Source organism: Rhodococcus sp. P4_F5 (genome assembly GCF_056401315.1).
Genome location: NZ_JBFUJP010000008.1, coordinates 61,223 through 84,834, shown reverse-complemented (window position 1 = coordinate 84,834; position 23,612 = coordinate 61,223). Strand labels below are relative to the sequence as shown.

Sequence of the window (23,612 nt, the reverse complement as noted above, 5' to 3'; positions counted from 1 at the left end):
CCGCGATCACCAGGAAGGCGGACAGCGTAGGCGGAACTCGAGAGGCGATCTGGGTCGCGATTCTGGTCATCGTTCTCGGTGTCCCATTTCTCGTCGCGGGTCGCGGATCCGGCGGGAACTACCCCTCGAAATTGTCAGTCCCCGCCGGTGCCACGTGGTTGGCGCCGGGCCCCCCGTGCGCCGAGGACAACACTGGACGGTCGAGGGGAGCCGAGCAATGTTGACTCTGAGATTCCAGGTATCGTCCCAGTTCGCAGCGGGTGAGGAACTTTTCCGCAGCGGAATTTCGCCCGGTGGTGGAGAGGGATGAACGATGGTTGACGACGACCGCGCGACTGATGAGCGGAATCCGCACGCCCAGGACGACCAGGGTGAGCAGGACCAGTCGGAGCAGGCCCGTCGATTCTTCGCCGACCAGCTGCGGCTGCTGTTCGCGACGGCGGGTGGGCCCGCCCTGAAGAAGGTGGTGTCCGAGGCCTCGGTGGTCGGCCGCGCGATCGGCGTCGACAAGCAGATCTCGGTCCAGCGGATCAGCGACTGGCGGTCGGGCAAGCGGGTGCCCGCCACCTTCGAATCGGTGCGACCCGTTCTCGTCGTCCTGATCCGGGCCGCCTCCGCGGTGCACGGACAGCCGCCTGCGCCCGGCCTCTACTCCACCCAGCAGTGGCAAGCCTGGTGGAAGAACGCCCGCGACGTGAGCGCCCCCCGGGCGCGCAGCGAGGCGACGGCACCGGTCGTTGCCGTACCGGTCACCGGGGTGCGGCCGTACCGCGGTCTCGAGCCGTACCGGGCAGAGGACGCCCGACTGTTCTTCGGCCGGGTGGAGAGCCTGCGGGGGCTGGTCGACGCGGTGGTCTCCGCGCAGGGGCACGGCATGGTGATCGTCACCGGCGCGTCCGGCGTCGGGAAGTCGTCACTGGTGCAGGCGGGACTCGTCCCGGAGCTGGCCCGGGTGGCGCCGGGCGCGGGCGACACAGCCTGCGTGCCGGTCGTGGTCACCCCGGGACAGGCGCCGCTGCAGGCGCTGTGCGACGCGATCCCGGAGCTGACGGGCGTCGTCGACAGCCCCGACCCGGAGTCGGTGCGACGTGCCCTGCGCGGCGCGGCCGGCCGGCTCGGTGCCGCGACGTTGCTCGTCGTCGTCGACCAGACCGAGGAGCTGTTCACCCAGTGCGGCGATCCCGACGAGCGGGCACGATTCCTCCTGGTCCTCGACTACGCGGCCTCGACGCTGTCCGACGACGAGACCCCCGATTCGGCGCCCTCGGTCGTGGCGACCATGCGCTCGGACTTCTACGAGCCGGCGCTCGCCTATCCGGTGCTGGCCCACGCCCTCGAACGGCACAGCAAGACGGTCGCGCCGCTGACCCGTTCGGACATGGTGGACGTGATCACCGGTCCCGCCCGGCTGATCGGGCTCAAGCTCGAGGCCGGGCTGGTGGAGTTGATCCTGCACGATCTCGGTGCGCTGACCTCCGAGGAAGGCAGCAACACCGTCCTGCCGCTGCTCTCGCACCTGCTCGACACCATGTGGGAGCGCAGGCGTGGCGGCACGCTCACGATGTCGAGCTACCGGGCGACCGGTGGCGTGCGCGGTTCCGTCGCGGCGACCGCCGAACGCACCTGGGAGGCGCTGGACCCGCGGGGGCAGGTGCTGGCGCGGTCGATGATGGTGCACCTGGTGTACGTCACCGACGCCGGCACCGACGTGAAGATCCGGCGGACCCTGCCACAGTTGCTGGCGTTCGGCGGGGAGGACACCGAGGCCGCGCAGCGGGTGGTCGACCAGTTCATCGCGGCCCGGGTACTGGTCGCCGACACCGAGAGTGTCGAACTCATCCACGACGCGGTGATCGACGCCTGGCCGCGGCTGAAGAACTGGATCCAGGAGGACCGGTCCTACTCGGCGCTGCGCCAGCAGATCGAGGCGGACGCCGCGCACTGGGCCGACGCGGACCGCAACCACAGCCTGCTCTACCAGCGTGGCCGGCTGGACATGGTCGCCGAGCAGAACCCGTCGGGTCCGGTGGCCGCTCCGCTGGACCCGACGGCAGCGGAGTTCCTGGCGGCGTCGACTCAGCAGGTGCAGCGCAACACCTGGATCCAGCGGGGCGTCATGGCGGCACTGGCGCTGTCCACGGTCCTCGCGCTGGTGGCGGGCGTGATGGCATGGACGGCGAAGAGTCGCGCGGAATCGGAGCGCAGCGCCGCGCAGTTCCGCCAGGTCGTCGCGCTGTCGGATTCGCTGCGTGAGTCCGACCCCACGACCGCCGCCCAGTTGTCACTGGCCGCGTGGCAGATGGACCCGAGCAGCGACGCGGCGTACTCGAGCCTGATCGCGTCCGAGTCGACCCCGATCGGCCGGCCGCTGAGCGGGCACCGGGGCCCGGTCTACGGAGTGGCCCTCTCGCCCGACGGCAAGACGATGGCGTCGGCCAGCGACGACCGCACGGTCCGGCTGTGGGACCTGAGCGATCGGTCCGATCCGAGGCCGGTCGGCGAGCCACTGACCGGCTCCGACCAGTACATGGCATCGGTGTCGTTCAGTCCGGACGGCCGGATCCTGGCGGCCGGCAGTGGCGACGGCACCGTGTTCATCTGGGACGTCACCGACCGGGGCGCGCCCAGGCCGCTGCTCGAGGCGGCCCCGACGGGTGCCCGAACGGTGCACAACGTCCGGTTCAGCCCGGACGGGCGGACGTTGGCCGCGCCGAACGACAACGGCACCGTGACGCTTTTCGGCACCTCGGATCCGTGGTCGGGCCAGTTCCCGGCCACGGTGCTCGCGGCACACGGCGGCGCGGTCCGGACGGTCTCGTTCCGGCCCGACTCGGCGGTGCTGGCGACGGCCAGCGACGACCGCAGCGTCCGGTTGTGGGACATCGCTGTCCCGACCCGGCCCGTGCCGCTGCCGTCGGTGCTCAGCGGGTTCGGCGACGTGGTGCACTCGGTGGCCTTCGCGCCGGACGGACGGACCCTCGCGGCGAGCAGCGACGACGGATTCCTCCGGGTCTTCGACGCCACGGAGGTGGCCGCGGTCCGAGAGGTCGGGGCGCCGGTACAGGCACACACCGGCGGGATCTGGACGATCGCCTTCGCGGCGGACGGTGCGACCCTCACCAGCGCCTCCTGGGACGGCACGGTGAAGCGGTGGTCCGTGGACCCGGAACGCCGGACCCTGCGGCCGCTGCGGCCGGCGCTGACCGGGAACGGGGGCGGGGTGCCCGCGATGGCCCTCTCGCCGGACGGCGAGACGGTGGTCACCGGTGGGCAGGACTCGATGGTGCGGGTGTGGGCCCTGCCGCGGACCAACCTGCCCGTCTCCGAGTCCGCGCTGTCGCTGCCGTCGACGAGCCGGGACGGTTCGCTCATGGCCACGGGCGGGTACGACTCGGTGATCCGGCTGTGGCGGGTCGGCAACGACGGGCGGTTGGCCGCGGCGAGCGCGACCCCGATGCCGCGGCCCCTCGGCGGCGCGCACGTGGTGGCACTCTCGCCCGACGGAAAGATGATGGCGACGACGCCCACCACCGGCGGACATGTCCAGTTGTGGGACGTGCGCGATCCGGCGCACCCGACCGCGCTGGGCGCGCCGATCGTGACGCAGACACGATTCACCTGGGAGATGGCGTTCAGCCCGGACGGCACCACACTGGCGCTGGGTGACGACGACTTCAGCGTGCGGCTGTGGAACCTGGCCGACCCGGGGCACCCGGTGCCGTGGGGTGAGCCCTTGGACGGCCCGAGCAATCTCGTCCGGGTCGCGGCCTTCAGCCCGGACGGCAACACCCTGGTGGCCACCGACGCCGACGGCGGGGTGCACTCGTGGGACGTGCGGGACCCCGCGCGTCCCGAGTCGCACGGCGTGTCCCATGCCGGGGAGGGCGGGATCAATGCGCTCTCGTTCAGCCCGGACGGCACCAGGATGGCGACCGGTGACGACGATCAGGCGGTGGTGGTGTGGGACCGGGCGGCGGACGGATCGCTCTCGGCCCGCCAGCCGGCTCTGCTCGGGCACAGCGGCACCGTCTACTCGGTGTCGTTCAGTCCCGACGGGCGGCGACTGGTGAGCGGGAGCGACGACGGCACGGTGCGACTGTGGGACGTCTCCGACGCCGGACGGGCCCGGGAGGTGGGCGGCCCGATCGCCACCACCGGCACCGGCCGATGGCAGGTCGGATTCCTGCCGGGGGCCCACACCGTCGTCGCCGCGGGCGGGGACGGTGTGCTGCGTGCCTGGGGGTTGGACGCGGCGGCGATCATCGCCCGGATCTGCGCGGCGACCGAGGAACTGTCGCCGGACCGGGCGGCGAGTTTCGAGCTTTCCGCGCCGACGCGGGGGGCCTGTGAGGCCGAGGGCGGGGAGAGTTAGCCGAGGGCGAGAATGCTCGACGCCTTGTCCAGGCACTCCTGCCACTCGGCGTCGGGGTCGGAGTCGATGGTGATGCCGCCGCCGACGCCGAGGACGGCGCCGCCGTGCGGATCGAACTCGACGGTGCGGATGGCCACGTTCAGCTCGACGCCGGCCAGGGGCGACGCGAACCCGACAGTGCCGCAGTAGATTCCGCGCGCATCCGGCTCCCACTGCGAGAGCAGTTGCCGGGCGCGGTGTTTGGGACAACCGGTGACGGAGGCCGGCGGGAAGGTGGCGTCGAGGAGCTCGCCCGTGCCGGTGTCGGGAGGCACCGTCGCCTCGACCGTGGACACCAGATGCCACACGCCCGGTGCGGGATACACACCGAGCAGGTCGGTCACGGTCACCGAACCGGGGACGGCGAGGTGGCCGAGGTCGTTGCGGACCAGGTCGACGATCATCACGTTCTCGGCCACGTCCTTGACGGAGGCGCGGAGTCGGTCGGGGTCCGCCGCGATGGGCAACGTCCCCTTGATCGGGCTGGAGGTGACCCGGTCGCCGTGACGGGCCAGGTACAACTCGGGGGAGAGGGACGCGATCGCGCCCCAACCGCCCTGCACGAAGGCGGCGCGGGCGGGCCGCGTGGACTCGACGGCGTCGGCGAAGAAGTCCAGCGGCTCGCCGTGTGCGCGCCCGCGGAACTGGGTGCACACGCAGGCCTGGTAGACCTCGCCGGCGCGGATGGCCTCGAGGCACTCCTCGACGCCGTACCGGTGGGCGTCGCGGTCGGGCGCGGTCCAGTCGAGCCGCCACGGCCGGCGGGCCGCCCACGGCGCGGTCGCCGCCGCGGCCCACTCCGCGGGGCACGGACTGTCGGTGAGGGACTCGTACCACCAGCAGCCCTCGGTGTCCTGGCACAGGACGCTGTCCGTCCAGCCGCCCGCCGACTCGGGCAGTGCCGGTACGGCTCCCGAGGTCGGCAGGTCCGGGTAGGCGCGGTAGCCGATCCAGCCGCCGCCGATGGGCGTCCGACCGGTAGCGTCCGCCCGGTGCCCGGGGGCCTTGAAGGCCCGGCTCGGGTCCACCCGCACCGCGTCCACGCTCGGCGCCAGCACGGCCCGGCGGCCGAACCAGTCGCCGATCAGGGCGGCGGGCGGCGGTGTGCCGCGGTCGGCGGCCAGGGCGGCGAGGGCGCGTAGCACCTCGGCCGGGTTGCCGCCCTCGCCCAGCTTGTCGATCCGCATCCGTCCAGCCTGTCACGGGGGCGCCCGCCCGCCCGAATCGCGCAGGCAGGGCGCCGTCCACGATCGGCGTGGCCCGGGCCGGGCGGGTGGGTCGTCAACCGGCGATCGCCCGTCCGCCGTCGCCGAGGTTCGCCGCGTCCGCGGCAGACCGTCCCGCACGCAGCCCTCGCGGGTCGACCGCCGAGTTCCGCATGGTCTTCACGGGTCCGAAGAGGCGCGTCACCTCGGCGTGCACCGCATCGGCCCGATCGGCCAGGATCGGGAGCAGGTCGGCGAACCGCACCTGCGACTCGGACACGGCCTGTGCGGTGGCGGCCTTGCCGGCCTCCGTCAGTCGTTGGCCGATCCGCACGGCGAAACCGAAGAGGAACGCCTTGCGGAAAGACACGGACCGAGAGCCCTTCTCGCCCGCGGTGTGCATCGCGCGGGTGGCCTGGACGAGCAGCGAGGTGAACAGCATCTCCACCTGCGCCAGGTCCACCGGCGACCCGATCGTGGTGGCGATGGCCAGCCGCAGGTTGAACACGGTCTGCACCTGGTTTGCCTCACCGATCGCCGTCAGCAGCAGCGCCTTCTGCTTGACGTACGGGTTGTCGAGGTGAATTCGCTTGCTGTGCACCGTGATCGACGACCCGGGTGCGGCCGCCTCGAGAAGTGCCGAGTCGATCGCGTACCGCGTCATCAGTTCCTGCGCCTTGGCGGTGAGGGTCTCGGCCTCCTCCGTGAACTCCGTGCTCTCCGCCTTCGCGAGGAGCCCGCGAATCTTGTTCAGCACCTTGGTGTCCGCGACCGCCGGGTCGGTGTCCCGTTCCGGGGCGGGGTCCGTGCGCTGCCGGGGCCAGGCCGAGGGTGGCGGGCACAGGGCGGTCCAGGGGCCCAGTGTCTGCCAGAACCGGGCCAGTGGCCATCCGTGTGACGGGTCGATCCCGGGGTCCCGGTCGGCGGTGGGATCGGTGTCCGCGCCGGGGTGCGCGTCCGCGATCGCACGCAGCTGGTCGAGCCACTGCCGCGGTGCGCGAGACCACGCGCCGCTGCAGTGCGACTCGCGCAGGATCAGTGCGGCGGCCGGGTCGCCGAAGGCCGCCTCGAGCGACCGCTTCGTGACGTGCAGGACGTCCGCGGGCTGCCAGCCACGCTCGTATGCCGCGGCCAGCGCGGCCGGCGCGTCGAGCGCGGTCGGCGGGCCCTCGCGACGGGTGGCGTGGCCGTCCCGGGCCGGCCGGTCGTCGTCGTTCCAGTCGTCCGGACCCCAGTCGTCCTCGACGTCGGCCGGGTACGCGCTACCCCAAGGGTCTCGAATGTCCGTTCGATGATTCGTCATGCCGGCAGTGTGCACCAGGGCACCGACAAGTCCGGTCGTCGCAGGTCGGCAGTGCTACTTCCGATTGATCCGGCCGGCGCCCGGCGTCAGGGACGCGTCGTCCGCGGCGGCCCGGCCGGCGTGCCATCCGCCCGCGTCCACCGAACGGGCCCGGGACCGCCGGGTGCCGGGGAAGAGCCGGTTGAACTCCGCCTCCACCGCCGCCGACGTGGTCGCGAGGATCGGCAGCAGGTCGCTCACCGGCATGGACTCGTCGGCGGCCGCGGCCTCGGTGGCCCGGGCGTCGGCCTCACGCAGTCGTTGCCCGACCCGGCTGGCGAACCCGGCCAGGAACGCCTTGCGGAACGCCGTGGTGCGCGCGCCGCTGCGACCCTGCGCGGCGGTCGACTGCAGGGTGCGGTTGGCCTGCACCAGCAGGGAGGTGAACAGCAGGTCCACCTGCTGCAGGTCGGCCGGGGTGCCGACGGCGACGGCGATGGAGAGGTCGCCGAACCACACGGTGCGGACCCGGTTGGCCTCGCCGATCGCGGTCAGCAGGTGCACCTTCTCCGTGACGTACGGATTGTCGAGGTGCACGCGGCGGCTGCGGACGTTCGCCGGGCCGGTGTGGGCGCGAGTGCGCAGCAGGGCGGCGTCGATCGCGTACCGCGTCATCAGCTCCTGCGCCTTGGCCGTGAAGGTCTCGGCCTCCTGCGTGAACTCGGTGCGCTCGGCCTTGGTGAGCAGACCCCGGATCCGGTTCAGCATCTTGGGGTCGGCCGCGGCTGCCGGCGCGGCCGCGTCTTCGCCCGGTGACTGAGCAGACGGCGCCGAGCCTTCGGCCGGCCACTGCGACGGCGGGTCGGTGAGGAACGTCCACGGCGGCAGCCGGTTCCACTCGGCGGCGAGTTCGGCGAGCTGGTAGCCGAAGAAGCCGGACCGGCCTGCGGTGAGGGCTGTGGCGAGGTGCCGGCCGGTCGGGTCGTCGGCGGGCAGTTGCCCGACGAGCCGGGCCTGCGCCGGGTACTGCTCGGCGACGGCGTCGAGCTGACCGGTCCAGTCCGACGGGGCCCGCTCCGCGGCGCGGGAGCACCGCGCCTCGTACAGCGTGGCGGCGGCCGCGAGTTCCGGCGGCGACTCGTCGCCGCGGCGGGTCACGTGCAGCAGGTCGGCGGGCTGCCAACCGCGTTCGTAGGCCGCCGCCACCGCCGCGACGAGGGCCAGTGCCTCGGCGCCCGGTGCGTCGTCGTCGTTCACAGCGTCGTCACCCGCAACGTCACGCCGAGCGTCAGCCGGCGTCGGGCTCCACGTACCGCGGGAACACCGGCGACGGCGCGGGCAGCGGGTGCCCGGCCACGATCCGGGTGCCGATGGCCGCGAAGTCGCGGGCCTCGGACGCCTGCCCCAGCAGGTCCAGGATCTTCGCGGCGGAACCCGGCATCACCGGCTGCACCAGGATGCCGACGATGCGCACCACCTCGAGGGTCGTGTACAGGACGGTGGCCATCCGTGCCGGGTCCGTCTTGCGCAGCACCCACGGCTCCTGCTGCGAGAAGTACCGGTTGGTCTCGCCCAGCACGTGCCAGATCGCCTCGAGCGCCTGGTGCAGCGCCTGCTTGTCGAAGTCGGCGCGCACCGTCTCGAGCAACGCGTCGGCCTTCGCGAGCAGCGCCCGGTCGTCCTCGGACAGCTCGCCGGGGGTGGGCACCTGGGCGTCGCAGTTCTTCGCGACCATGGTCAGCGAGCGCTGCGCCAGGTTGCCGAGCTCGTTGGACAGGTCGGCGTTCATCCGGGTGACGATCGCCTCGTGGCTGTAGCTGCCGTCCTGGCCGTAGGAGATCTCCCGCAGCAGGAAGAACCGCAGTGCGTCGAGGCCGTACTGCTCGACCATCTCGAGCGGGTCGACGACGTTGCCGACCGACTTCGACATCTTCTCGCCCTTGTTGTAGAGGAACCCGTGCACGAAGACGCGCTTGGGCAGCTCCAGCCCGGCCGACATCAGGAATGCCGGCCAGTAGACGGTGTGGAAGCGGGAGATGTCCTTGCCGATGATGTGCAGGTCGGCGGGCCAGAACTTGCGGAAGGACTCCGAGTCGACGTCCGGGTAGCCGGCGCCGGTCAGGTAGTTCGCCAGCGCGTCCACCCAGACGTACATGACGTGGCCCGGGTGGCCGGGGACCGGGATGCCCCAGTCGAAGGTGGTCCGCGAGATCGACAGGTCCTTGAGGCCGCCCTTGACGAAGCTGACGATCTCGTTGCGCCGGGTCGCGGGCTCGAGGAACTCGGGCCGGGACTCGTACAGGTCCAGCAACCGGTCCTGGTAGTTCGACAGCCGGAAGAAGTAGGTGGACTCCTCGGTCCACTCCACCGGGGTCCGCGTCTCGGTCGCGAGGCGGGTGCCGTCCTCCTCGACAGTGGTCTCGGCCTCGGTGTAGAACGCCTCGTCGCGCACCGAGTACCAGCCCGAGTAGGTGTCGAGGTAGATGTCGCCGGACTCGACCATCTTCTGCCAGAGCACCTGGCAGGCGGCCTCGTGATCGGCGTCGGTGGTCCGGATGAAGCGGTCGAACGAGACCTCGAGGACCTTGTCCAGCGCCTCGAACTGGTCGGAGTTCCGCGCGGCAAGGTCGCGGACGTCGATGCCTTCCTTCGCCGCCGTCTGCTGCATCTTCAGGCCGTGCTCGTCGGTGCCGGTCATGAAGAACACGTCGAACCCGTCGAGTCGCTTGAACCGCGCGATCGCATCGGAGGAGATGTACTCGTAGGCGTGACCGACGTGCGGGACACCGTTCGGGTACGCGATGGCGGTGGTGACGTAGAACGGGGGCCGGGAAGCGGAGGCGGGCGAAGTCATGGTGGGCCTACTCTAACTGCGTCGCGCGCAAACGTGACGAGCAGACCTGTCCGCACTCAGCTGCGGGGTGTCGGGTCGGAGCCGAGGACGCGCCGTTCGTAGCCGGTCCGGGTGGACGAGCCCCGCACGGCCCTCACCTGGTCCGGCACCATCGAACGGGTGATCAGGTCGCGGACCGGTCGAGGCAGCACGTTCACCGCGCGGACCAGGGGGCCGAGGTAGCCGGGCACCGTCACCTCGAAGCGCGGGCGTTCGATCACCTGGACCACCGCCCGGGCCACGTCGGCGGGCTGGAGCATCGCGGCGGCGCCGGTGGCCGTGCCGACGGCGAGTTCGGTGTTCACCACGGTGGGCATCACCACCGAGAGTTCGACCCGGCCGCCGGACAGTTCCGCGCGGACGCCGCTCAGGTACCCGAACACCGCGTGCTTGGTCGCCGCGTAGCTGGACTCGCCGGGCGGCGCCAGCTTCGAGGCCGCCGACGCGACGGTGACGATGTGGCCGGCGCCGCGGGCGCGCATACCGGGCGCGGCGAGCGTGACGCCGTTGACGACGCCGTGCACGTTGACGTCGAACTGGCGGCGCCGGGCCGTCTCGGGCTCCTCGTCGAACGGGCCGACCCACATCACCCCGGCGTTGTTGACCAGTACGTCGAGCGGACCCCACCGTTCCTCGACCTCGGTGAGGAAGGCGGCGAACGAGCCACGGTCCGCGACGTCGAGGTCGAGGCCGAGTGTGGTGCCGGTCAGCTCGCCCGCGGTGGCGCGGGCGGCGTCGCCGTCCTTGTCGCCGATGGCCACCTTCGCGCCGGCCTCGGCGAGTTGGGCGGCGATCTCGCGCCCGATGCCACGGGCGCCGCCGGTCACTGCGATGACTCGTCCGACGAGTGTTCTCTTCTTCACGTGGGTCTCGCTCTCGGGTCCCGTCGCGGTGCGGCTGTCCGTCGTCACGAAGTGACCTCTGCATCGTGACAGATCCCGGCCCCGGTCAGGGAGGTCTTCGCGGCCACCCGGCGCACCGATCTGCCTGGGTGTCGTGGCAACCGGACCGCCGTACGACAATGGCCGCATGAGCAAAGACCGTCCGGCGCCGGATCTGCCCACCCCGCTCGCGCCGTTGATCGACTCGCACACCCACCTCGACGCCTGCGGCGCCGTCGACGCGGCGTCCGTCGCGGCGATCGTGGACCGGGCCGAGAAGGTCGGCGTCGGCCAGGTCGTCACCGTCGCCGACGACCTGGCGGCGGCCCGGTTCGCGGTGGACGCCGCGCACTGGGACCCCCGCGTGTACGCCGCGGTCTCGATCCATCCCACCCGGGCCAACGTGCTCGACGACGCGACGAAGGCGGAGATCGAGCGGCTCGCGGCGGACCCGCGGACCGTCGCGGTGGGGGAGACCGGCCTGGACTACTACTGGCCCGGCAAGCTCGACGGCTGCGCCACGGTGGAGGAACAGGTCGAGGGGTTCCGCTGGCACATCGACCTGGCCAAGCGGCTGCGCAAGCCGCTGATGATCCACAACCGGGAGGCCGACCACGACCTGCTGGCCGTCCTGCTCGACGAGGGCGCGCCGGACACCGTGATCTTCCACTGCTTCTCGTCCGACGCGACGATGGCGCTGGCCTGCGTGGAGGCCGGGTACGTGCTGAGCTTCTCCGGCACGGTCAGCTTCCGCAACGCCCGCGAGCTGCACGAGGCCGCGAAGCTGGTGCCGGACGACCAGTTGCTGGTCGAGACCGACGCGCCGTACCTCACCCCACACCCGTTCCGCGGCGCGCCGAACGAGCCGTACTGCCTGCCGTACACGGTCCGTTCGCTCGCGGAGACCCGCGGTCAGGACCCGTTCGACCTGGCGGCCGCGTCGACGGCGACGGCCCGGCGGGTCTACCGCATCTAGCCCGGGAGTAAATTGGGCCGCAAAGGTAAGCGACGATGCACGGGTTCACGAATTCGACTCCCGTCGACCGCGGCGTCGACGCCATCGACGTGTACGTCGCGGCGTGGGAGATCGAATGCTGTGCCCCACCGCCCGAGGTGGGCCGCGAGGCGACGTGGGTGCTCGCGTACACCGCAGACGACACCGAGCCGGAGATCTTCCGCCGACCGGTTCGCTGGGATCGGAGCAGCCGCAAGCTCAGCGTCGGGGGCGTCAGCGCCTACTGGCGAGACGCGCCCGACGACCTGTCCGACCACCCCACCGGGCTACGCGGGCGGCTGTGGGGGACGGTGCACGGCGCGGATGTCCCGGATGGATTCGACAGCACCACCGGCTCGGTCCTGGGCGTGTACCTGCTGGACGAGCTCTATCGCGAGAACGAGATCGGCGCTTGGTGCCCTCTCCCGGGGACCGCGGTGCGGTCCCCGGTGTCGAAGAGCCCCAGCTGGTTCGGCGGCAGTGGGACCTTCGTGTCCGGCATGGACTGCCGCAAGCAGACCGGTGTGGTGGTGGAGCTGGCGGTCCGGGGCTGACGCGGCGCGCGCTCGGCCTACAGCACCTTCGCGAGGAAGTCCTGGGTGCGCGGGTGCCGGGGGCTGCCGAACAGGTCGGCCGGCGGGCCCTGCTCGACGATGACGCCGTCGGCCATGAAGATCACCCGGTCGGCGACCTCGCGGGCGAAGCCCATCTCGTGGGTCACCACCACCATGGTCATGCCCTGCGCGGCGAGGTCGCGCAGCACCTGCAGCACCTCGCCGACCATCTCCGGGTCCAGAGCGCTGGTGGCCTCGTCGAAGAGCATGATGTCCGGGCTCATGGCCAGCGCCCGGGCGATCGCGACCCGCTGCTTCTGGCCGCCGGACAGGTTCGCCGGCTTGGCGTCCGCCTTCTCCGCCAGCCCCACCTGCGCCAGCAGGCGCTGCCCGGTCTCGCGGGCCTCCGCCTTGGTGGCCCGCTTGGTCTGCACCGGCGCCAGCATCACGTTCTCCAGCGCGGTCATGTGCGGGAACAGGTTGAAGTGCTGGAACACCATGCCGATGTGCTGGCGGACCTTGTCGATGTCGACCTTCTGGTCGGTCAGGTCGTAGCCGTCCACTACCACCGTGCCGCCGGTGATGTCCTCGAGCTTGTTGAGGCAGCGCAGGAAGGTGCTCTTGCCGGAGCCGGACGGCCCGATCACACAGACCACCTCGCCGCTCTCGATGTCGACGTCGATGCCCTTGAGCACCTCGTTGTCGCCGAAGGACTTGCGCAGGTCGGTGACCCGGATCTTGATGTCGGTGGTGACGGAATCGCTCACGCGTTGATCCTTCTCTCGAGCCGGTCGGACAGCTTGGTCAGGGCCATGATGATGACGAAGTAGAAGATGCCCACGATCAGCCACATGTTGAAGGACTCGAAGTTCCTCGCGATGATGATCTTGCCGGTCTGGGTGAGCTCGGCGATGCCGATCACCGACAGGATCGAGGTGTCCTTGAGCGTGATCACCGCCTGGTTGACGAACGACGGCATCATCGTGCGCACCGCCTGCGGCAGCACCACCTTGCGCATCGCGGGCAGGTAGCCCATGCCGAGGCTGCGCGCGGCCTCCATCTGTCCCTTGTCGACGGACTGGATGCCGCCGCGGATGATCTCGGTGATGTAGGCGCCGGCGTTGAGGCTCAGCGTGATGATGCCCGCGGTCATCGCCGGCATCTGGAAGTCCAGCGCGGCGGGGATGCCGAAGTAGATGAAGAAGGCCTGCACCAGCAGCGGGGTACCGCGGAAGATGTCGACGTAGGTGACGCCGATGCCACGCAGGATCCGGCTGGTCGAGACCCGGAAGAAGCCGAAGACCAGGCCGAGCACCAGCGCGATCGCCAACGACACGACCGTGAGGACGATCGTCAGCCACAGGCCCTCCATCAGCAGCGGGAAGCTGTCCTTGAACAGGGAGAAGAAGGTGTTGCCGCCCTGGGCCTGCTGCGCCCCCTCGCCGAGGTAGGTGTCCAGGATCTCGTCGTACTGCCCGCTGGCCCGCGTGTTCGCCAGCCCGGCGTTGAACTTGGCGAGCAGCTCGGCGTTCTGGCCCTTCGAGACCGCGAACCCGTAGGAGTTGCCGGCCTCCTTCTCACCCACCGCCTTGAGCCCGTTGCCCTGCGCGATGCCGTACAGCAGTACCGGGTAGTCGTCGAAGACGGCGACGGAGTTACCGGTCTTGACGTCGTCGTACATGCTGGCGGAGTCGTCGAAGGTGACGGTGGTGAAGCCGTACTTGCCCTTGATGGAGTCGGCGAACATCGCGCCCTCGGTGCCGGTCTTGACCGCGACCCGTTTGCCGCGCAGGTCCTCGTAGGACTCGATGTCGTCGTTCGACTTCGCCACCGCCATCTGCACGCCGGAGTCGAAGTAGGGGTCGGAGAAGTCGAAGACGAGCTTGCGCTCGTCGGTGATCGACATGCCGGCGATGACGCCGTCGACCTGGCGTGACTGCAGGGCCTGCACGGCGGCGTTGAACCCCAGCGGTTTGACCGTGTACTTGAAGCCCTGGTCCGCGGCGATCGCCTTCAGCAGGTCCATGTCGATGCCGACGAAGTCGCCCTGCTCGTTCTGGAACTCGAACGGCGCGAACGTGACGTCGGTGGCGATGACGTAGGTCTTGTCGGAGTCGGTCTGTGCGGCCGCGGCGCCGGTGCCGAACATCAGGGCCAGGAGCGCGAGGACCCCCAGCAGGGCGGGCAGGCGCGTGAGGCTCCGGCGTGAACGTGTGTGCATCCGAACCAGCTTTCCGAGGTGCCGTTCGCGGGGGTGTGACGAGGGATTCGAGATTAACCCTGACGGCCGGTTTGTACAGGTCACGACGGCGCGTGTGTCCATGATCGGGCGGCCCGAGGATGCCGACTGGTTGCCGGACCGTCGTTCTCTCGTTACCGTACTGTGACCGAATAAGGCTGGATGTTGTCATCCAGTTACCGAACAGCCTCAGGAATTCGTGTGTCGCGTCTCGATCGGATCAACAAGTCCAACTCGCCGGCCCTTCGGCTCGTCGTCGGCGCACTGCTGCTGACGCTGCTGGCGGGTGGTGGGCTCGCGGTGCTCTCGCACAAGACGGTCACCCTGGACGTGGACGGCGAGACCATCGCGCTGAGCACCATGTCCCGCGACGTGACCGGGGTGCTCGCGGACGCCGGGTACTCGGTCGGCGACAAGGACGTGGTGGCCCCCTCGATCGGCGCCAAGGTGACCGACGGCCAGACGGTGGTGCTGCGCCGGGCCCGCGAACTGACCCTGAACGTCGACGGGCAGCCGCGGACCGTGTGGACCACGGCGTTGACCGTCGACGAGGCGCTCTCGCAGGAGCGGCTGGGCGGCGACGTCCACGTCTCGGCGTCGCGGTCGCAGCGCCTGCCGCTCGACGGCGCGAACGTCGACGTGGTCAGCCCGAAGCTGGTGCGCCTGGTCGACGGCGGCGCGGCCCCGGCCGAGGTGAGGCTGGCGGCCCCCACCGTCGGCGAGTTGCTCGACGCGCAGGGCGCGCCGCTCGGGGCGGCCGACACCGTCGAACCCGCCGCCGACGCCCCGGTCACCGAGGGCATGCAGGTGACGGTCACTCGTACCCGCACCGAGAACCGCACCGAGACGCTGCCGTTCGAGCCGGAGCCGCAGCGGATCGAGGACCCGACGATGAACATGAGCCGCACCGTCGTGGAGAACCCGGGCGCCCCGGGCGTGCACGACGTGACCTTCGCGGTGACCCTGGTCAACGGCGTCGAGACCTCCCGCACCGAGGTCGGCAAGGTTGTCACCACCCCCGGCCAGGCCAAGGTCGTCCGGGTCGGCGCCAAGCCGGGCACCGAGGTGCCCGAGGTCACCAACGGGTCCACCTGGGATGCACTGGCGAAGTGCGAGGCGACGGGCAACTGGGCCATCAACACCGGCAACGGCTACTACGGCGGCGTGCAGTTCGACCAGAACACCTGGGAGCGTCAGGGCGGACTGAAGTACGCGCCCCGCGCCGACCTGGCCACCCGCGAGGAGCAGATCGCCATCGCCACCAAGACCCAGCGGACCCAGGGCTGGGGCGCCTGGCCGTCCTGCTCGTCCCGACTCGGTGTGCGCTGAACCGCCGGATTTCCCGCCAGCTCACGCGAGGCGATAGGTTCACTGCTGTGACAAACGCCGAGGTGAACCCCCTGTGACAACCCCCGACGTGAACGCACCGCGTGGTCAGGCCGGCCTGCTGGGACCCGTCGAGGTGCGCGCGCTCGCCGCCGAGCTCGGGGTACGCCCCACCAAACAGCTAGGCCAGAACTTCGTGCACGACGCCAACACCGTGCGCCGCATCGTGAACACGGCCGGGGTCGGCCGCGACGACGTGGTGCTCGAGGTGGGCCCCGGTCTGGGCTCGCTGACACTTGCGCTGATGGACGTGGTCGACTCGGTGATCGCGGTGGAGATCGACCCGGTGCTCGCCGCCCGGCTCCCGAAGACGGCGGCCGAGCGGGCCCCGGAACTCGCGGACCGGCTCACCGTGGTGGGCGCGGACGCCATGAGGGTGATGCCCGCGGACCTGCCCGCCGCACCGACGGCGCTGGTGGCGAACCTGCCGTACAACGTCGCGGTGCCGGTGCTGCTGCACCTGTTCTGCGAGTTCCCGAGCCTGCGCACGGCGCTGGTGATGGTGCAGGCCGAGGTCGCGGACCGCCTCGCAGCCGCCCCGGGCAGCAAGATCTACGGCATCCCCAGTGTCAAGGCCTGCTTCTTCGGTGAGGTGCGCCGCACGGGGTCCGTCGGGCCGCATGTGTTCTGGCCGGTGCCGAAGGTGGACTCCGGCCTGGTCCGGGTGGACCGCTACGCCACCGCGCCGTGGCCGATCGACGAGGAGAACCGCAAACGGGTCTTCGCGGTCGTGGACGCGGCCTTCGCGCAGCGCCGCAAGACCCTGCGCGCCGCGCTGGCCGGGTGGGCCGGCTCGCCGGTGGAGGCCGAGCGCCGGCTGGTCGCGGCGGGCATCGCACCGTCCGCGCGCGGCGAGACGCTCGACGCGGCTGCCTTCGTGCGCCTGGCCGCGGTCGAGCCGTCCGATCCAATCGGTTGACCAGCTCTGACGCCGGGGACGGGCACCCCCGGCGTTCAGTTGCGTTAACGAATTGCCAAGTGCGGCAACAGTATACGAATTTCCGCACCGGGCCTGCTCGTCCTCTGTACGGTGACGCGAAGCGCGCTCGGCGCCGGCGTAGTTCGACGCGGCCGATGCGCGATCCAATCGTCGTCTCGGAATGGAGTTCGTACATGCCTCGTCCCACGATGCGTCGTCTTGCGGCTGCGGTCCTCGTCTCGGCGGCGCTGACCGGTGGCATCGCCGCCGGTTCCGGCACCGCGTCTGCGGCACCCGCAAACCAGCTCCTGTCGGCCGAATCCGTCGCCGCCGGCCCCGCTGGATTCGTGGATGGCGGGGACATCGCTTCCCGCCTGGACCTTCTTGTGAGCACTGTGGGTTACAAGCTTCTGGTGGCAACCGGGAGTGCCAGCCCCTGCGGCCACTTCGAGTGCAATCAGTAGTCAATGATGCGTAGTCCGGTGCGTCCGATAGATCGTCGCATTTACGGGCCTCGCGGTTCCCGCCCCGTGAATGTGAAGCAGCCCTTGTTGATTCGTTGCATTAAACGCATCGACAAGGGCTGCACGGATACTCGAATGCCGGTACGCGTTGGGGCATTTGTGTCTATGCTCCTGAACGGCGCCCGGGTCGGCGCTGCCGACCACGCACGCTGTGATGGTCGGGTCATCGATTTCGAAGGGGGCTTCGTCATGTCGAGATTCGTGGGGCGTCGTATCGCATCACTTGTTGTCGCGTCGGCCGTGTTGGCCGGCGGCCTCACCGCTGGATCTGGCATCGCTGCCGCATCCACCGAGGACAATGCATCCTCCGTTGAGGTCATCTTCAGTGACCCGAATCCGGTCCATGTCGCCAAAGCGGTCATCTTCTACGCGATCAATATTCCCTTGTGGATCGTCCTGGGATCCACCGGGATATATGACAACGGCTGCAGGGGTATCTGCCCAGGGCAGTAGTGACGTCCGGCCTGGTGAGGGCGTCAGCAGTGCCCAGCCGCGGCAGACGTCGATCCGGTCCGGTGAGGTCGCGCACCTTGACGTGAGAGTCCAACGCGGACAAGGTTTCTGTGGGTGCGGAGGTTGTCCACGCGCGGTCGGGTCAGGTGATCCTGGACCGCGCGATCAGGGAGCTGGAACACACCGCCGCCGTCCCGGCCGGTGAGGTCTTCCTCATCGGACCCTTGGACTTGGAAGCCTCGTCGAGGATGGGTTTGACGGCGTCAGGGACCACCATCAGGGGCCCGTGCGCTGCCGTCCCAGCCGACCGCGATCACGGTCGGGATTCTGTTCCGTCTAACGAATTATCCAGTGTAGCAACAGTATGTAGATTTCTGCACCGGGCGGATCCTTCATCTGTCCGGTGACGCAAAGCGTTCTGGTCGACGGTGCCTTCTCGGCGCCGACGATACGCGCGACCAAATCGTCGTCACCGAATGGAGTTTGTACATGCGTCGTCTCGCAGCCACGATTCTTGTATCGGCAGTCCTGAGCGGTGGCCTCGCCGCCGGGTCAGGCGTTGCGTCCGCGGCACCCGCCGGATCCCTCCTGCCGGCCGGGTCCGTCGCCACCGGATCAATGGAGGTGGCCAGGCTGTTCATGGCCACCGGATCAATGGATTTCATGGAGAATCCCATCCAATCTCTCGGTATTTTGATCGCCGCTCCGATCATCTTGCTGGGAACCGCAAGTCATGAACCTTGGGATGGCGCCGGTATTCGTTGACGCGCTTGTGCGCGTTTTGTACCCCAGTCGGGGTACAAAACGCGCACAAGCCCGAGCAGCCGCTGCTACTTGAATCTGCGCAGCCGCAGGCTGTTGCTCACCACGAAGACGCTCGAGGACGCCATCGCCGCGCCGGCCAGCATCGGGTTGAGCAGGCCGGCCGCGGCCAGCGGGATCGCCGCCGCCCGGGCACCAAGATCTGCGGGATTCCCAACGTCAAGGCCTGCTTCTTTGGTGAGGTGCTGGTCACGGCGGGCATCGGCCCGTCGGGCCGCGGCGAGACACTCGACGTTGCGGCCTTTGCGCGGCTCGCCGGCACGGTCTGGCGGGCATGGGTCGCTCGCCGCCACGGGAGCTGTCTCCGCTTCCGCTCGCGATGCGTAGTGTTCGACCAATTATCAAGTATGGCAGTCATATTCGAAATCCTGCACTGGTCTCAATCCTGCGATGTATGTTTGCGCGGCGCCGGGTGAGCCGCATGGTGTCGGCGCGTCCACAGGAGCATCGCTGCATGTGCGAACTCTTCAGATGATTGGAGCCTTTGAATGTTCGGTCCCAACAAGCGTCGTATCGCATCCCTCGTTGTCGCGTCCGGGATGCTGGTCGGTGGTTTTGCCGCTGGAGCTGGCGCTGCCGCCGCCGCATCCACCGAGTCGTTCCCCGAAACGGGTTCGCTCGTCGTGGACGCCGTATTAGTCGACCCGGATCCGATCCATGTCGCCCAAGCGATCATCGCGGACGGGATCATAATTGCGTTTCTTCCCTTGCGGATCATCCTGGAATCCACCGGGATGATGCCCCCCGGGTGCCAGGGTCCCTGCCCGGCGCAGGGGTAGTGAGGGTGGCTGCCGAGCCCACTCTCGGCGAGGCTCTCGACGTCGCTGTGATCCTGCTCAGGTTCCGCCCGGGGCCGGTAGCGTTCAACTAATTGTCGAGTGTGGCAACAGCATTCGAATAGTTATCGCGTATGGCGCTGGTGCCAGTGATTGGCCCTTGCTGGTGGGGGTCAGCAGTATCAGTCGTTCGGCAAGTGGGCATGCCCGTACGGACAGGCGCCAACTGTTTGGGGTGAGTCCATTCCTCTGAACCCGGCCTCGGTGACTGACGGCAGTCGCACGACGACGGGTGTCCGGGGATCTCCCGGGCGCCCGTCCTGTCTGACGATCAGCTCTGCGAAGCAACAGTATTCGGATCGACTCGGCGTCGCCATGATCCTGCGCAGCATCGGACGACGTTGCTGGCAGGTATGTGAGAAGCGTCGCCGCGTTGTGCGTTTGGTGACGTCCGGCCCACTCCTGCCGGTTCGTTTGTGTTTGACGAATAGTCAAATGCTGCAGGTAATTCGAATCAGGGACCGGGCCGCGCGGTCTGTGTAGGCTGCCGCCTAGCGCCGAGTCGGCGCGCCTGGCAGGTGCCGTGGGAGGCATCGTCGGGTACCACTGTTGAAGGGGGCTTTGTCATGGGTTCTGCCGAAGGCTTGATCTGGTACTACGTCATGGTGGCTTTGGGGCTTGGAGACCCCGGTCGGGGTATGGGGGGAAATCTGCAATAACCAGTAAGTGGCACGGATTGGGTCCGTGCAATCTGCTCGGGTGATGCGCTAGGCACCGATCTGGTGAGGCCTGCAACCAGTCGTCGCACGGGCTGCGAAGTTGCGACTTCCGGAACGGCCGAAGCTGCAGGCTGTTGCTCACTACAACACCCTCGATGACGATCCGTCCGGGCCGCGGTGGGGCATCAGCACCGCCTGGTTGCTGCGTACCCTGCGCGGCGGCCTTGACGGTTTCTTCGCCGGCGAGAATTGGCGACTGCCTTTGGATCCCGACTTCGCCGTCGTCAAGTGCAACGCGCGCGGTCGCCGCATGCTCACGCGACTGTGCGCGCTGTGCACCCCAACCAGGGTGCACAGCGCGCACGGGCAGCGAAGCTGCCTTTACTTGAACCGGCGCAACCGCAGGCTGTTGCTCACCACGAACACGCTCGAGAACGCCATCGCGGCGCCGGCCAGCATCGGGTTGAGGAGGCCGGCCGCGGCCAGCGGGATCGCCGCGGCGTTGTAGGCGAAGGCCCAGAACAGGTTGCCCTTGATGGTGCCGAGCGTCCGGCGGGAGAGTCGGATGGCGTCGGCGGCCGAGCGCAGGTCGCCCCGGACCAGGGTGATGTCGCTGGCCTCGATGGCCACGTCGGTGCCGGTGCCCATCGCCAGTCCCAGGTCGGCCTGGGCCAGGGCGGCCGCGTCGTTGACACCGTCGCCGACCATCGCGACGACCTTTCCCTCGGCCTGCAGGCGGGCGATCACGTCCACCTTGTCGGCAGGCATCACCTCGGCGACGACCTCGTCGATGCCCACCTGCCGGGCGACGGTCCGGGCCACGTCCTCGTTGTCGCCGGTCAGCAGGATCGGCGTCAGCCCCAGTGCCTTGAGTTCCGAGATCGCCTGCGCGCTGGTGGGTTTGACGGCGTCGGCGACCACCATCAGGGCGCGCGCGCTGCCGTCCCAGCCGACCGCGATCACGGTCTGCCCGGCGTTCTCGGCCTCCGACTTGGCGGCCCGCAGGTCAGCGGGCAGGTGCAGGGACCAGTCCTCGAGCAGCGACTCGCGGCCGGCGACGACGGCGTGCCCGTCGACGACGCCCTGGACACCGCGGCCCTCGACGTTCTCGAAACCCTCGACGGCCGGCAGTTCCCCGGCCTCGGTGGCGGCCTGGGCGATGGCCCGGGCGATGGGGTGCTCGGAGGCGTGTTCGAGCGCGCCCGCCAGCCGCAGCGCCTCCGCTCGGTCGGTGCCCGCGGCCGTGACCACGTCGACCAGCGTCATCGTGCCGGTGGTGACGGTGCCGGTCTTGTCCAGCACGACGGTGTCCACCCGGCGGGTCGATTCGAGCACCTCGGGTCCCTTGATCAGGATGCCGAGCTGCGCGCCGCGCCCGGTGCCGACCAGCAGCGCGGTCGGCGTCGCCAGCCCGAGGGCGCAGGGGCAGGCGATGATCAGCACCGCGACGGCGGCGGTGAAGGCCATCTCGAGCGGGTTCCCGGTGCCGATCCAGTAGCCCAGTGCGGCAACGGCGATCGCGATGGCGATCGGCACGAACACACCGGCGATCTTGTCCGCCAGGCGCTGCACGTCGGCCTTGCCGTTCTGCGCGTCCTCGACCAGCGCCGCCATCTGGGCGAGCTGGGTGTCGGAGCCGACGCGGGTCGCCCGGACCACCAGCCGGCCACCGGCGTTGACGGTGGCGCCGACGACGGCGTCGCCGGCCTCGACCTCGACCGGCACCGACTCGCCGGTGAGCATGCTCAGGTCCACGGCGGAACGGCCCGAGGTGACGACGCCGTCGGTGGCGATCTTCTCGCCCGGACGGACCACGAACTCCTCGCCGACCGCGAGTTCGCTTGCGGGGATGCGGGTCTCACGGCCGTCGCGCAGGACCGAGACCTCCTTGGCGCCCAGTTCCAGCAGCGCCCGCAGTGCCGCTCCGGCCTGCCGCTTGGACCGCTGCTCGAAGTAGCGTCCGGCCAGCACGAAGGTGATGACGCCGGCGGCCACCTCGAGGTAGATGTTGGCCGCGCCGTCGGAGCGGCCGATGGTCAGCTCGAAGGCGTGGGTCATGCCGGGGGTGCCGGCGGTGCCGAAGAACAGTGCATACAGCGACCACAGGAACGCGGCGGATGTGCCGACCGTGATCAGGGTGTCCATGGTGGCGGCGCCGTGCCGCAGATTCGTCCAGGTGGCGCGGTGGAACGGCAGGCCCGCCCACACGATGACCGGCGCGGCCAGGGTCAGCGAGAGCCACTGCCAGTTGGTGAACTGCAGCGCAGGCACCATCGCCATCGCGATCACCGGTACCGAGAGCACGACGGAGACGATCAGGCGGGTGCGCAGCGCGGCCAGCGCCCGGGACGACTCGTCCTCGGGTTCGCCGGCCGAGGCGTCCGACTGCTGCGCGGGCGGGGTGGGCACGGTCGCCGAGTACCCGGCCTTCTCGACCTCGGCGACGAGGTCGGCGGGGGACAGCGCGCCGGCAGTGTCGTCGAGCACGACCTTGGCCTTCTCGGTGGCGTAGTTCACCGTCGCGGTGACGCCGTCGAGCTTGTTGAGCCGCTTCTCGATGCGGGCGGCACAGGACGCGCAGGTCATGCCGCCGATGGCGAGTTCGATGCTGTCGGTGGCCGCGGGTGCGGTGGGGACGAGGTACTCGGCGCTCATGTCAGTGGCCTTCGTGGGTGGCGACCGTGAATTCCGCTGTGCGGACCACGTTCTCGTGCTGGAAGTCGAGGAACAGCCGGTAGGTTCCGGCGCTCGGTGCCTGGGCGTGGAAGGTGACGTCGGGCCCCGCGGGGGTGACGCCGTCGCCCGGTTCGCCCTGAGGGTGCACGTGCAGGTAGGCGAGGTCRCCGGCGCGCAGCGCTACCAGGTGCCCGTAGGCGCCGAGGTAGGGCTGCAGGTCGGTCACCGGTGCGCCGTCGCGCGTGACGCTCAGCGTCAGCGGACCGCCGGCGGTGCTCACGTCGCCGTCGAGGGTGACCCGGTAGCCGTCGACCTCGGCAACCCGGGACTGCGCCGGCAGGGACTCGGGGGCGAACTCGCCCGCGACGTCGACGCCCCGGCCGAGGGTGAGGGCCGGTCCGCCGGTCGGCTGGAAGTCGGCGAACACCCGGTAGCTGCCGGCGCGGTCCCAGGCCCAGTCGATGGACCAGGTGCCGTCGGCGGCGAGCGTCGGGTGCACGTGCCGGAATCCGCTGGTGTCGGTGCGGACCACGATCAGGTGCAGCTTCTTCTCGTGCTGGTCGTCGAACGCGGTGGCGGGCTCCCCGGCCGGACCGAGGATCCGGAAGGCGAGGGTGCCGGGGCGGTTCGCCTCGGCCGGGGCGGCGACCTCCGAGAGGGTGTAACCCTGCTCCGAGGCCTGCAGGCCGGCGGGGGTGGCCGGGCCGGCGGCATGGTCGGCGTGGCCGGCGTGGCCGGCGTCGACGGTGGTGTGGCCGGTGTGGTCGTTCGACATGTCGATCGGGCTCCCGGTGGCGGCGCCCACCCCGAGGGCCGCCGCGAAGATCACGGCGAGGCCCCCGGTGTAGGCGGCGAGTGTGGTGGAGGTTTTCATGACC

At 70.0% G+C, this 23,612-nt stretch carries 19 protein-coding genes; 9 read left to right on the top strand and 10 right to left on the bottom strand.

What is annotated here, in order from left to right; genetic code table 11:
* Nucleotides 1-313 precede the first annotated feature (313 nt).
* Nucleotides 314-4,372 (top strand): nSTAND1 domain-containing NTPase, encoded by a 4,059-nt coding sequence (locus tag AC1DU4_RS06390; RefSeq protein WP_477838207.1) that lies wholly within the window; start codon nucleotides 314-316, stop codon nucleotides 4,370-4,372.
* On the opposite strand, the gene AC1DU4_RS06385 is transcribed toward AC1DU4_RS06390, so the two are convergent.
* The 5 genes from AC1DU4_RS06385 to AC1DU4_RS06365 all read right to left on the bottom strand — a co-directional run bounded on the left by AC1DU4_RS06385 (nucleotide 4,369) and on the right by AC1DU4_RS06365 (nucleotide 10,654).
* A complete protein-coding gene (locus AC1DU4_RS06385; RefSeq protein WP_477838206.1) occupies nucleotides 4,369-5,598 on the bottom strand; it encodes an aminodeoxychorismate synthase component I in 1,230 nt (409 codons plus the stop codon). The two genes, AC1DU4_RS06390 and AC1DU4_RS06385, sit on opposite strands and share 4 nt — an antisense overlap.
* A gap of 94 nt (nucleotides 5,599-5,692) precedes the next feature.
* Nucleotides 5,693-6,919, bottom strand: a complete 1,227-nt coding sequence (locus AC1DU4_RS06380) for a DUF2786 domain-containing protein (protein ID WP_477838205.1) — start codon at nucleotides 6,917-6,919, stop codon at nucleotides 5,693-5,695.
* 54 nt (nucleotides 6,920-6,973) lie between these two features.
* Nucleotides 6,974-8,155, bottom strand: a complete 1,182-nt coding sequence (locus AC1DU4_RS06375; protein ID WP_477838204.1) for a DUF2786 domain-containing protein — start codon at nucleotides 8,153-8,155, stop codon at nucleotides 6,974-6,976.
* A gap of 31 nt (nucleotides 8,156-8,186) precedes the next feature.
* Complete coding sequence (gene metG / locus AC1DU4_RS06370; protein WP_477838203.1) at nucleotides 8,187-9,752, bottom strand: methionine--tRNA ligase; 1,566 nt, start codon at nucleotides 9,750-9,752, stop codon at nucleotides 8,187-8,189.
* Nucleotides 9,753-9,808: 56 nt separating this feature from the next.
* Nucleotides 9,809-10,654 (bottom strand): SDR family oxidoreductase, encoded by an 846-nt coding sequence (locus AC1DU4_RS06365; RefSeq protein WP_477838226.1) that lies wholly within the window; start codon nucleotides 10,652-10,654, stop codon nucleotides 9,809-9,811.
* A gap of 166 nt (nucleotides 10,655-10,820) precedes the next feature.
* Here AC1DU4_RS06365 and AC1DU4_RS06360 point away from each other — a divergent pair, with 166 nt between their 5' ends.
* Complete coding sequence (locus AC1DU4_RS06360; protein ID WP_072847033.1) at nucleotides 10,821-11,648, top strand: TatD family hydrolase; 828 nt, start codon at nucleotides 10,821-10,823, stop codon at nucleotides 11,646-11,648.
* A gap of 35 nt (nucleotides 11,649-11,683) precedes the next feature.
* On the top strand, nucleotides 11,684-12,220 hold the full coding sequence (locus tag AC1DU4_RS06355; RefSeq protein WP_477838202.1) for a DUF6578 domain-containing protein: 537 nt from the start codon (nucleotides 11,684-11,686) through the stop codon (nucleotides 12,218-12,220).
* 17 nt (nucleotides 12,221-12,237) lie between these two features.
* On the opposite strand, the gene AC1DU4_RS06350 is transcribed toward AC1DU4_RS06355, so the two are convergent.
* Both AC1DU4_RS06350 and AC1DU4_RS06345 read right to left on the bottom strand, forming a co-directional pair.
* Nucleotides 12,238-12,987 (bottom strand): amino acid ABC transporter ATP-binding protein, encoded by a 750-nt coding sequence (locus AC1DU4_RS06350; RefSeq protein WP_477838201.1) that lies wholly within the window; start codon nucleotides 12,985-12,987, stop codon nucleotides 12,238-12,240.
* A complete protein-coding gene (locus AC1DU4_RS06345; protein ID WP_477838200.1) occupies nucleotides 12,984-14,441 on the bottom strand; it encodes an amino acid ABC transporter substrate-binding protein/permease in 1,458 nt (485 codons plus the stop codon). The genes AC1DU4_RS06350 and AC1DU4_RS06345 overlap by 4 nt, the downstream gene beginning before the upstream one ends.
* A gap of 219 nt (nucleotides 14,442-14,660) precedes the next feature.
* On the opposite strand from AC1DU4_RS06345, the gene AC1DU4_RS06340 reads away from it, so the two are divergent.
* The 5 genes from AC1DU4_RS06340 to AC1DU4_RS06320 all read left to right on the top strand — a co-directional run bounded on the left by AC1DU4_RS06340 (nucleotide 14,661) and on the right by AC1DU4_RS06320 (nucleotide 18,506).
* A complete protein-coding gene (locus tag AC1DU4_RS06340; protein ID WP_477838199.1) occupies nucleotides 14,661-15,788 on the top strand; it encodes a transglycosylase family protein in 1,128 nt (375 codons plus the stop codon).
* A 73-nt stretch (nucleotides 15,789-15,861) separates the two neighbouring features.
* Nucleotides 15,862-16,764: a 16S rRNA (adenine(1518)-N(6)/adenine(1519)-N(6))-dimethyltransferase RsmA gene (rsmA, locus tag AC1DU4_RS06335; RefSeq protein ID WP_477838198.1), complete on the top strand. Its 903-nt coding sequence runs from the start codon at nucleotides 15,862-15,864 to the stop codon at nucleotides 16,762-16,764.
* 194 nt (nucleotides 16,765-16,958) lie between these two features.
* The gene (locus AC1DU4_RS06330) at nucleotides 16,959-17,228 is read left to right on the top strand and encodes a hypothetical protein (RefSeq protein ID WP_477838197.1); all 270 of its coding nucleotides are present in this window, start codon (nucleotides 16,959-16,961) and stop codon (nucleotides 17,226-17,228) included.
* 66 nt (nucleotides 17,229-17,294) lie between these two features.
* Complete coding sequence (locus AC1DU4_RS06325) at nucleotides 17,295-17,741, top strand: hypothetical protein (protein WP_477838196.1); 447 nt, start codon at nucleotides 17,295-17,297, stop codon at nucleotides 17,739-17,741.
* A gap of 489 nt (nucleotides 17,742-18,230) precedes the next feature.
* Complete coding sequence (locus AC1DU4_RS06320) at nucleotides 18,231-18,506, top strand: hypothetical protein (protein WP_477838195.1); 276 nt, start codon at nucleotides 18,231-18,233, stop codon at nucleotides 18,504-18,506.
* 65 nt (nucleotides 18,507-18,571) lie between these two features.
* Here the strand turns inward: AC1DU4_RS06320 and AC1DU4_RS06315 are convergent, their stop codons facing one another.
* Nucleotides 18,572-18,856: a hypothetical protein gene (locus AC1DU4_RS06315; protein WP_477838230.1), complete on the bottom strand. Its 285-nt coding sequence runs from the start codon at nucleotides 18,854-18,856 to the stop codon at nucleotides 18,572-18,574.
* 195 nt (nucleotides 18,857-19,051) lie between these two features.
* Here AC1DU4_RS06315 and AC1DU4_RS06310 point away from each other — a divergent pair, with 195 nt between their 5' ends.
* A complete protein-coding gene (locus tag AC1DU4_RS06310; RefSeq protein ID WP_477838194.1) occupies nucleotides 19,052-19,342 on the top strand; it encodes a hypothetical protein in 291 nt (96 codons plus the stop codon).
* 1,097 nt (nucleotides 19,343-20,439) lie between these two features.
* Here the strand turns inward: AC1DU4_RS06310 and AC1DU4_RS06305 are convergent.
* A complete protein-coding gene (locus tag AC1DU4_RS06305) occupies nucleotides 20,440-22,713 on the bottom strand; it encodes a heavy metal translocating P-type ATPase (RefSeq protein ID WP_477838193.1) in 2,274 nt (757 codons plus the stop codon).
* Nucleotide 22,714: 1 nt separating this feature from the next.
* On the bottom strand, nucleotides 22,715-23,608 hold the full coding sequence (locus tag AC1DU4_RS06300) for a hypothetical protein (protein ID WP_477838192.1): 894 nt from the start codon (nucleotides 23,606-23,608) through the stop codon (nucleotides 22,715-22,717).
* Between the last annotated feature and the right edge of the window lie 4 nt (nucleotides 23,609-23,612).

Bases quoted from the DNA above. Each gene is read 5' to 3' on its own strand.
- AC1DU4_RS06390 (WP_477838207.1), top strand. From the start codon at position 314: ATGGTTGACGACGACCGCGCGACTGATGAGCGGAATCCGCACGCCCAG.
- AC1DU4_RS06385 (WP_477838206.1), bottom strand. From the start codon at position 5,598: ATGCGGATCGACAAGCTGGGCGAGGGCGGCAACCCGGCCGAGGTGCTA.
- AC1DU4_RS06380 (WP_477838205.1), bottom strand. From the start codon at position 6,919: ATGACGAATCATCGAACGGACATTCGAGACCCTTGGGGTAGCGCGTAC.
- metG (WP_477838203.1), bottom strand. From the start codon at position 9,752: ATGACTTCGCCCGCCTCCGCTTCCCGGCCCCCGTTCTACGTCACCACC.
- AC1DU4_RS06360 (WP_072847033.1), top strand. From the start codon at position 10,821: ATGAGCAAAGACCGTCCGGCGCCGGATCTGCCCACCCCGCTCGCGCCG.
- AC1DU4_RS06355 (WP_477838202.1), top strand. From the start codon at position 11,684: ATGCACGGGTTCACGAATTCGACTCCCGTCGACCGCGGCGTCGACGCC.
- AC1DU4_RS06345 (WP_477838200.1), bottom strand. From the start codon at position 14,441: ATGCACACACGTTCACGCCGGAGCCTCACGCGCCTGCCCGCCCTGCTG.
- AC1DU4_RS06330 (WP_477838197.1), top strand. From the start codon at position 16,959: ATGCCTCGTCCCACGATGCGTCGTCTTGCGGCTGCGGTCCTCGTCTCG.
- AC1DU4_RS06320 (WP_477838195.1), top strand. From the start codon at position 18,231: ATGCGTCGTCTCGCAGCCACGATTCTTGTATCGGCAGTCCTGAGCGGT.
- AC1DU4_RS06310 (WP_477838194.1), top strand. From the start codon at position 19,052: ATGTTCGGTCCCAACAAGCGTCGTATCGCATCCCTCGTTGTCGCGTCC.
- AC1DU4_RS06305 (WP_477838193.1), bottom strand. From the start codon at position 22,713: ATGAGCGCCGAGTACCTCGTCCCCACCGCACCCGCGGCCACCGACAGC.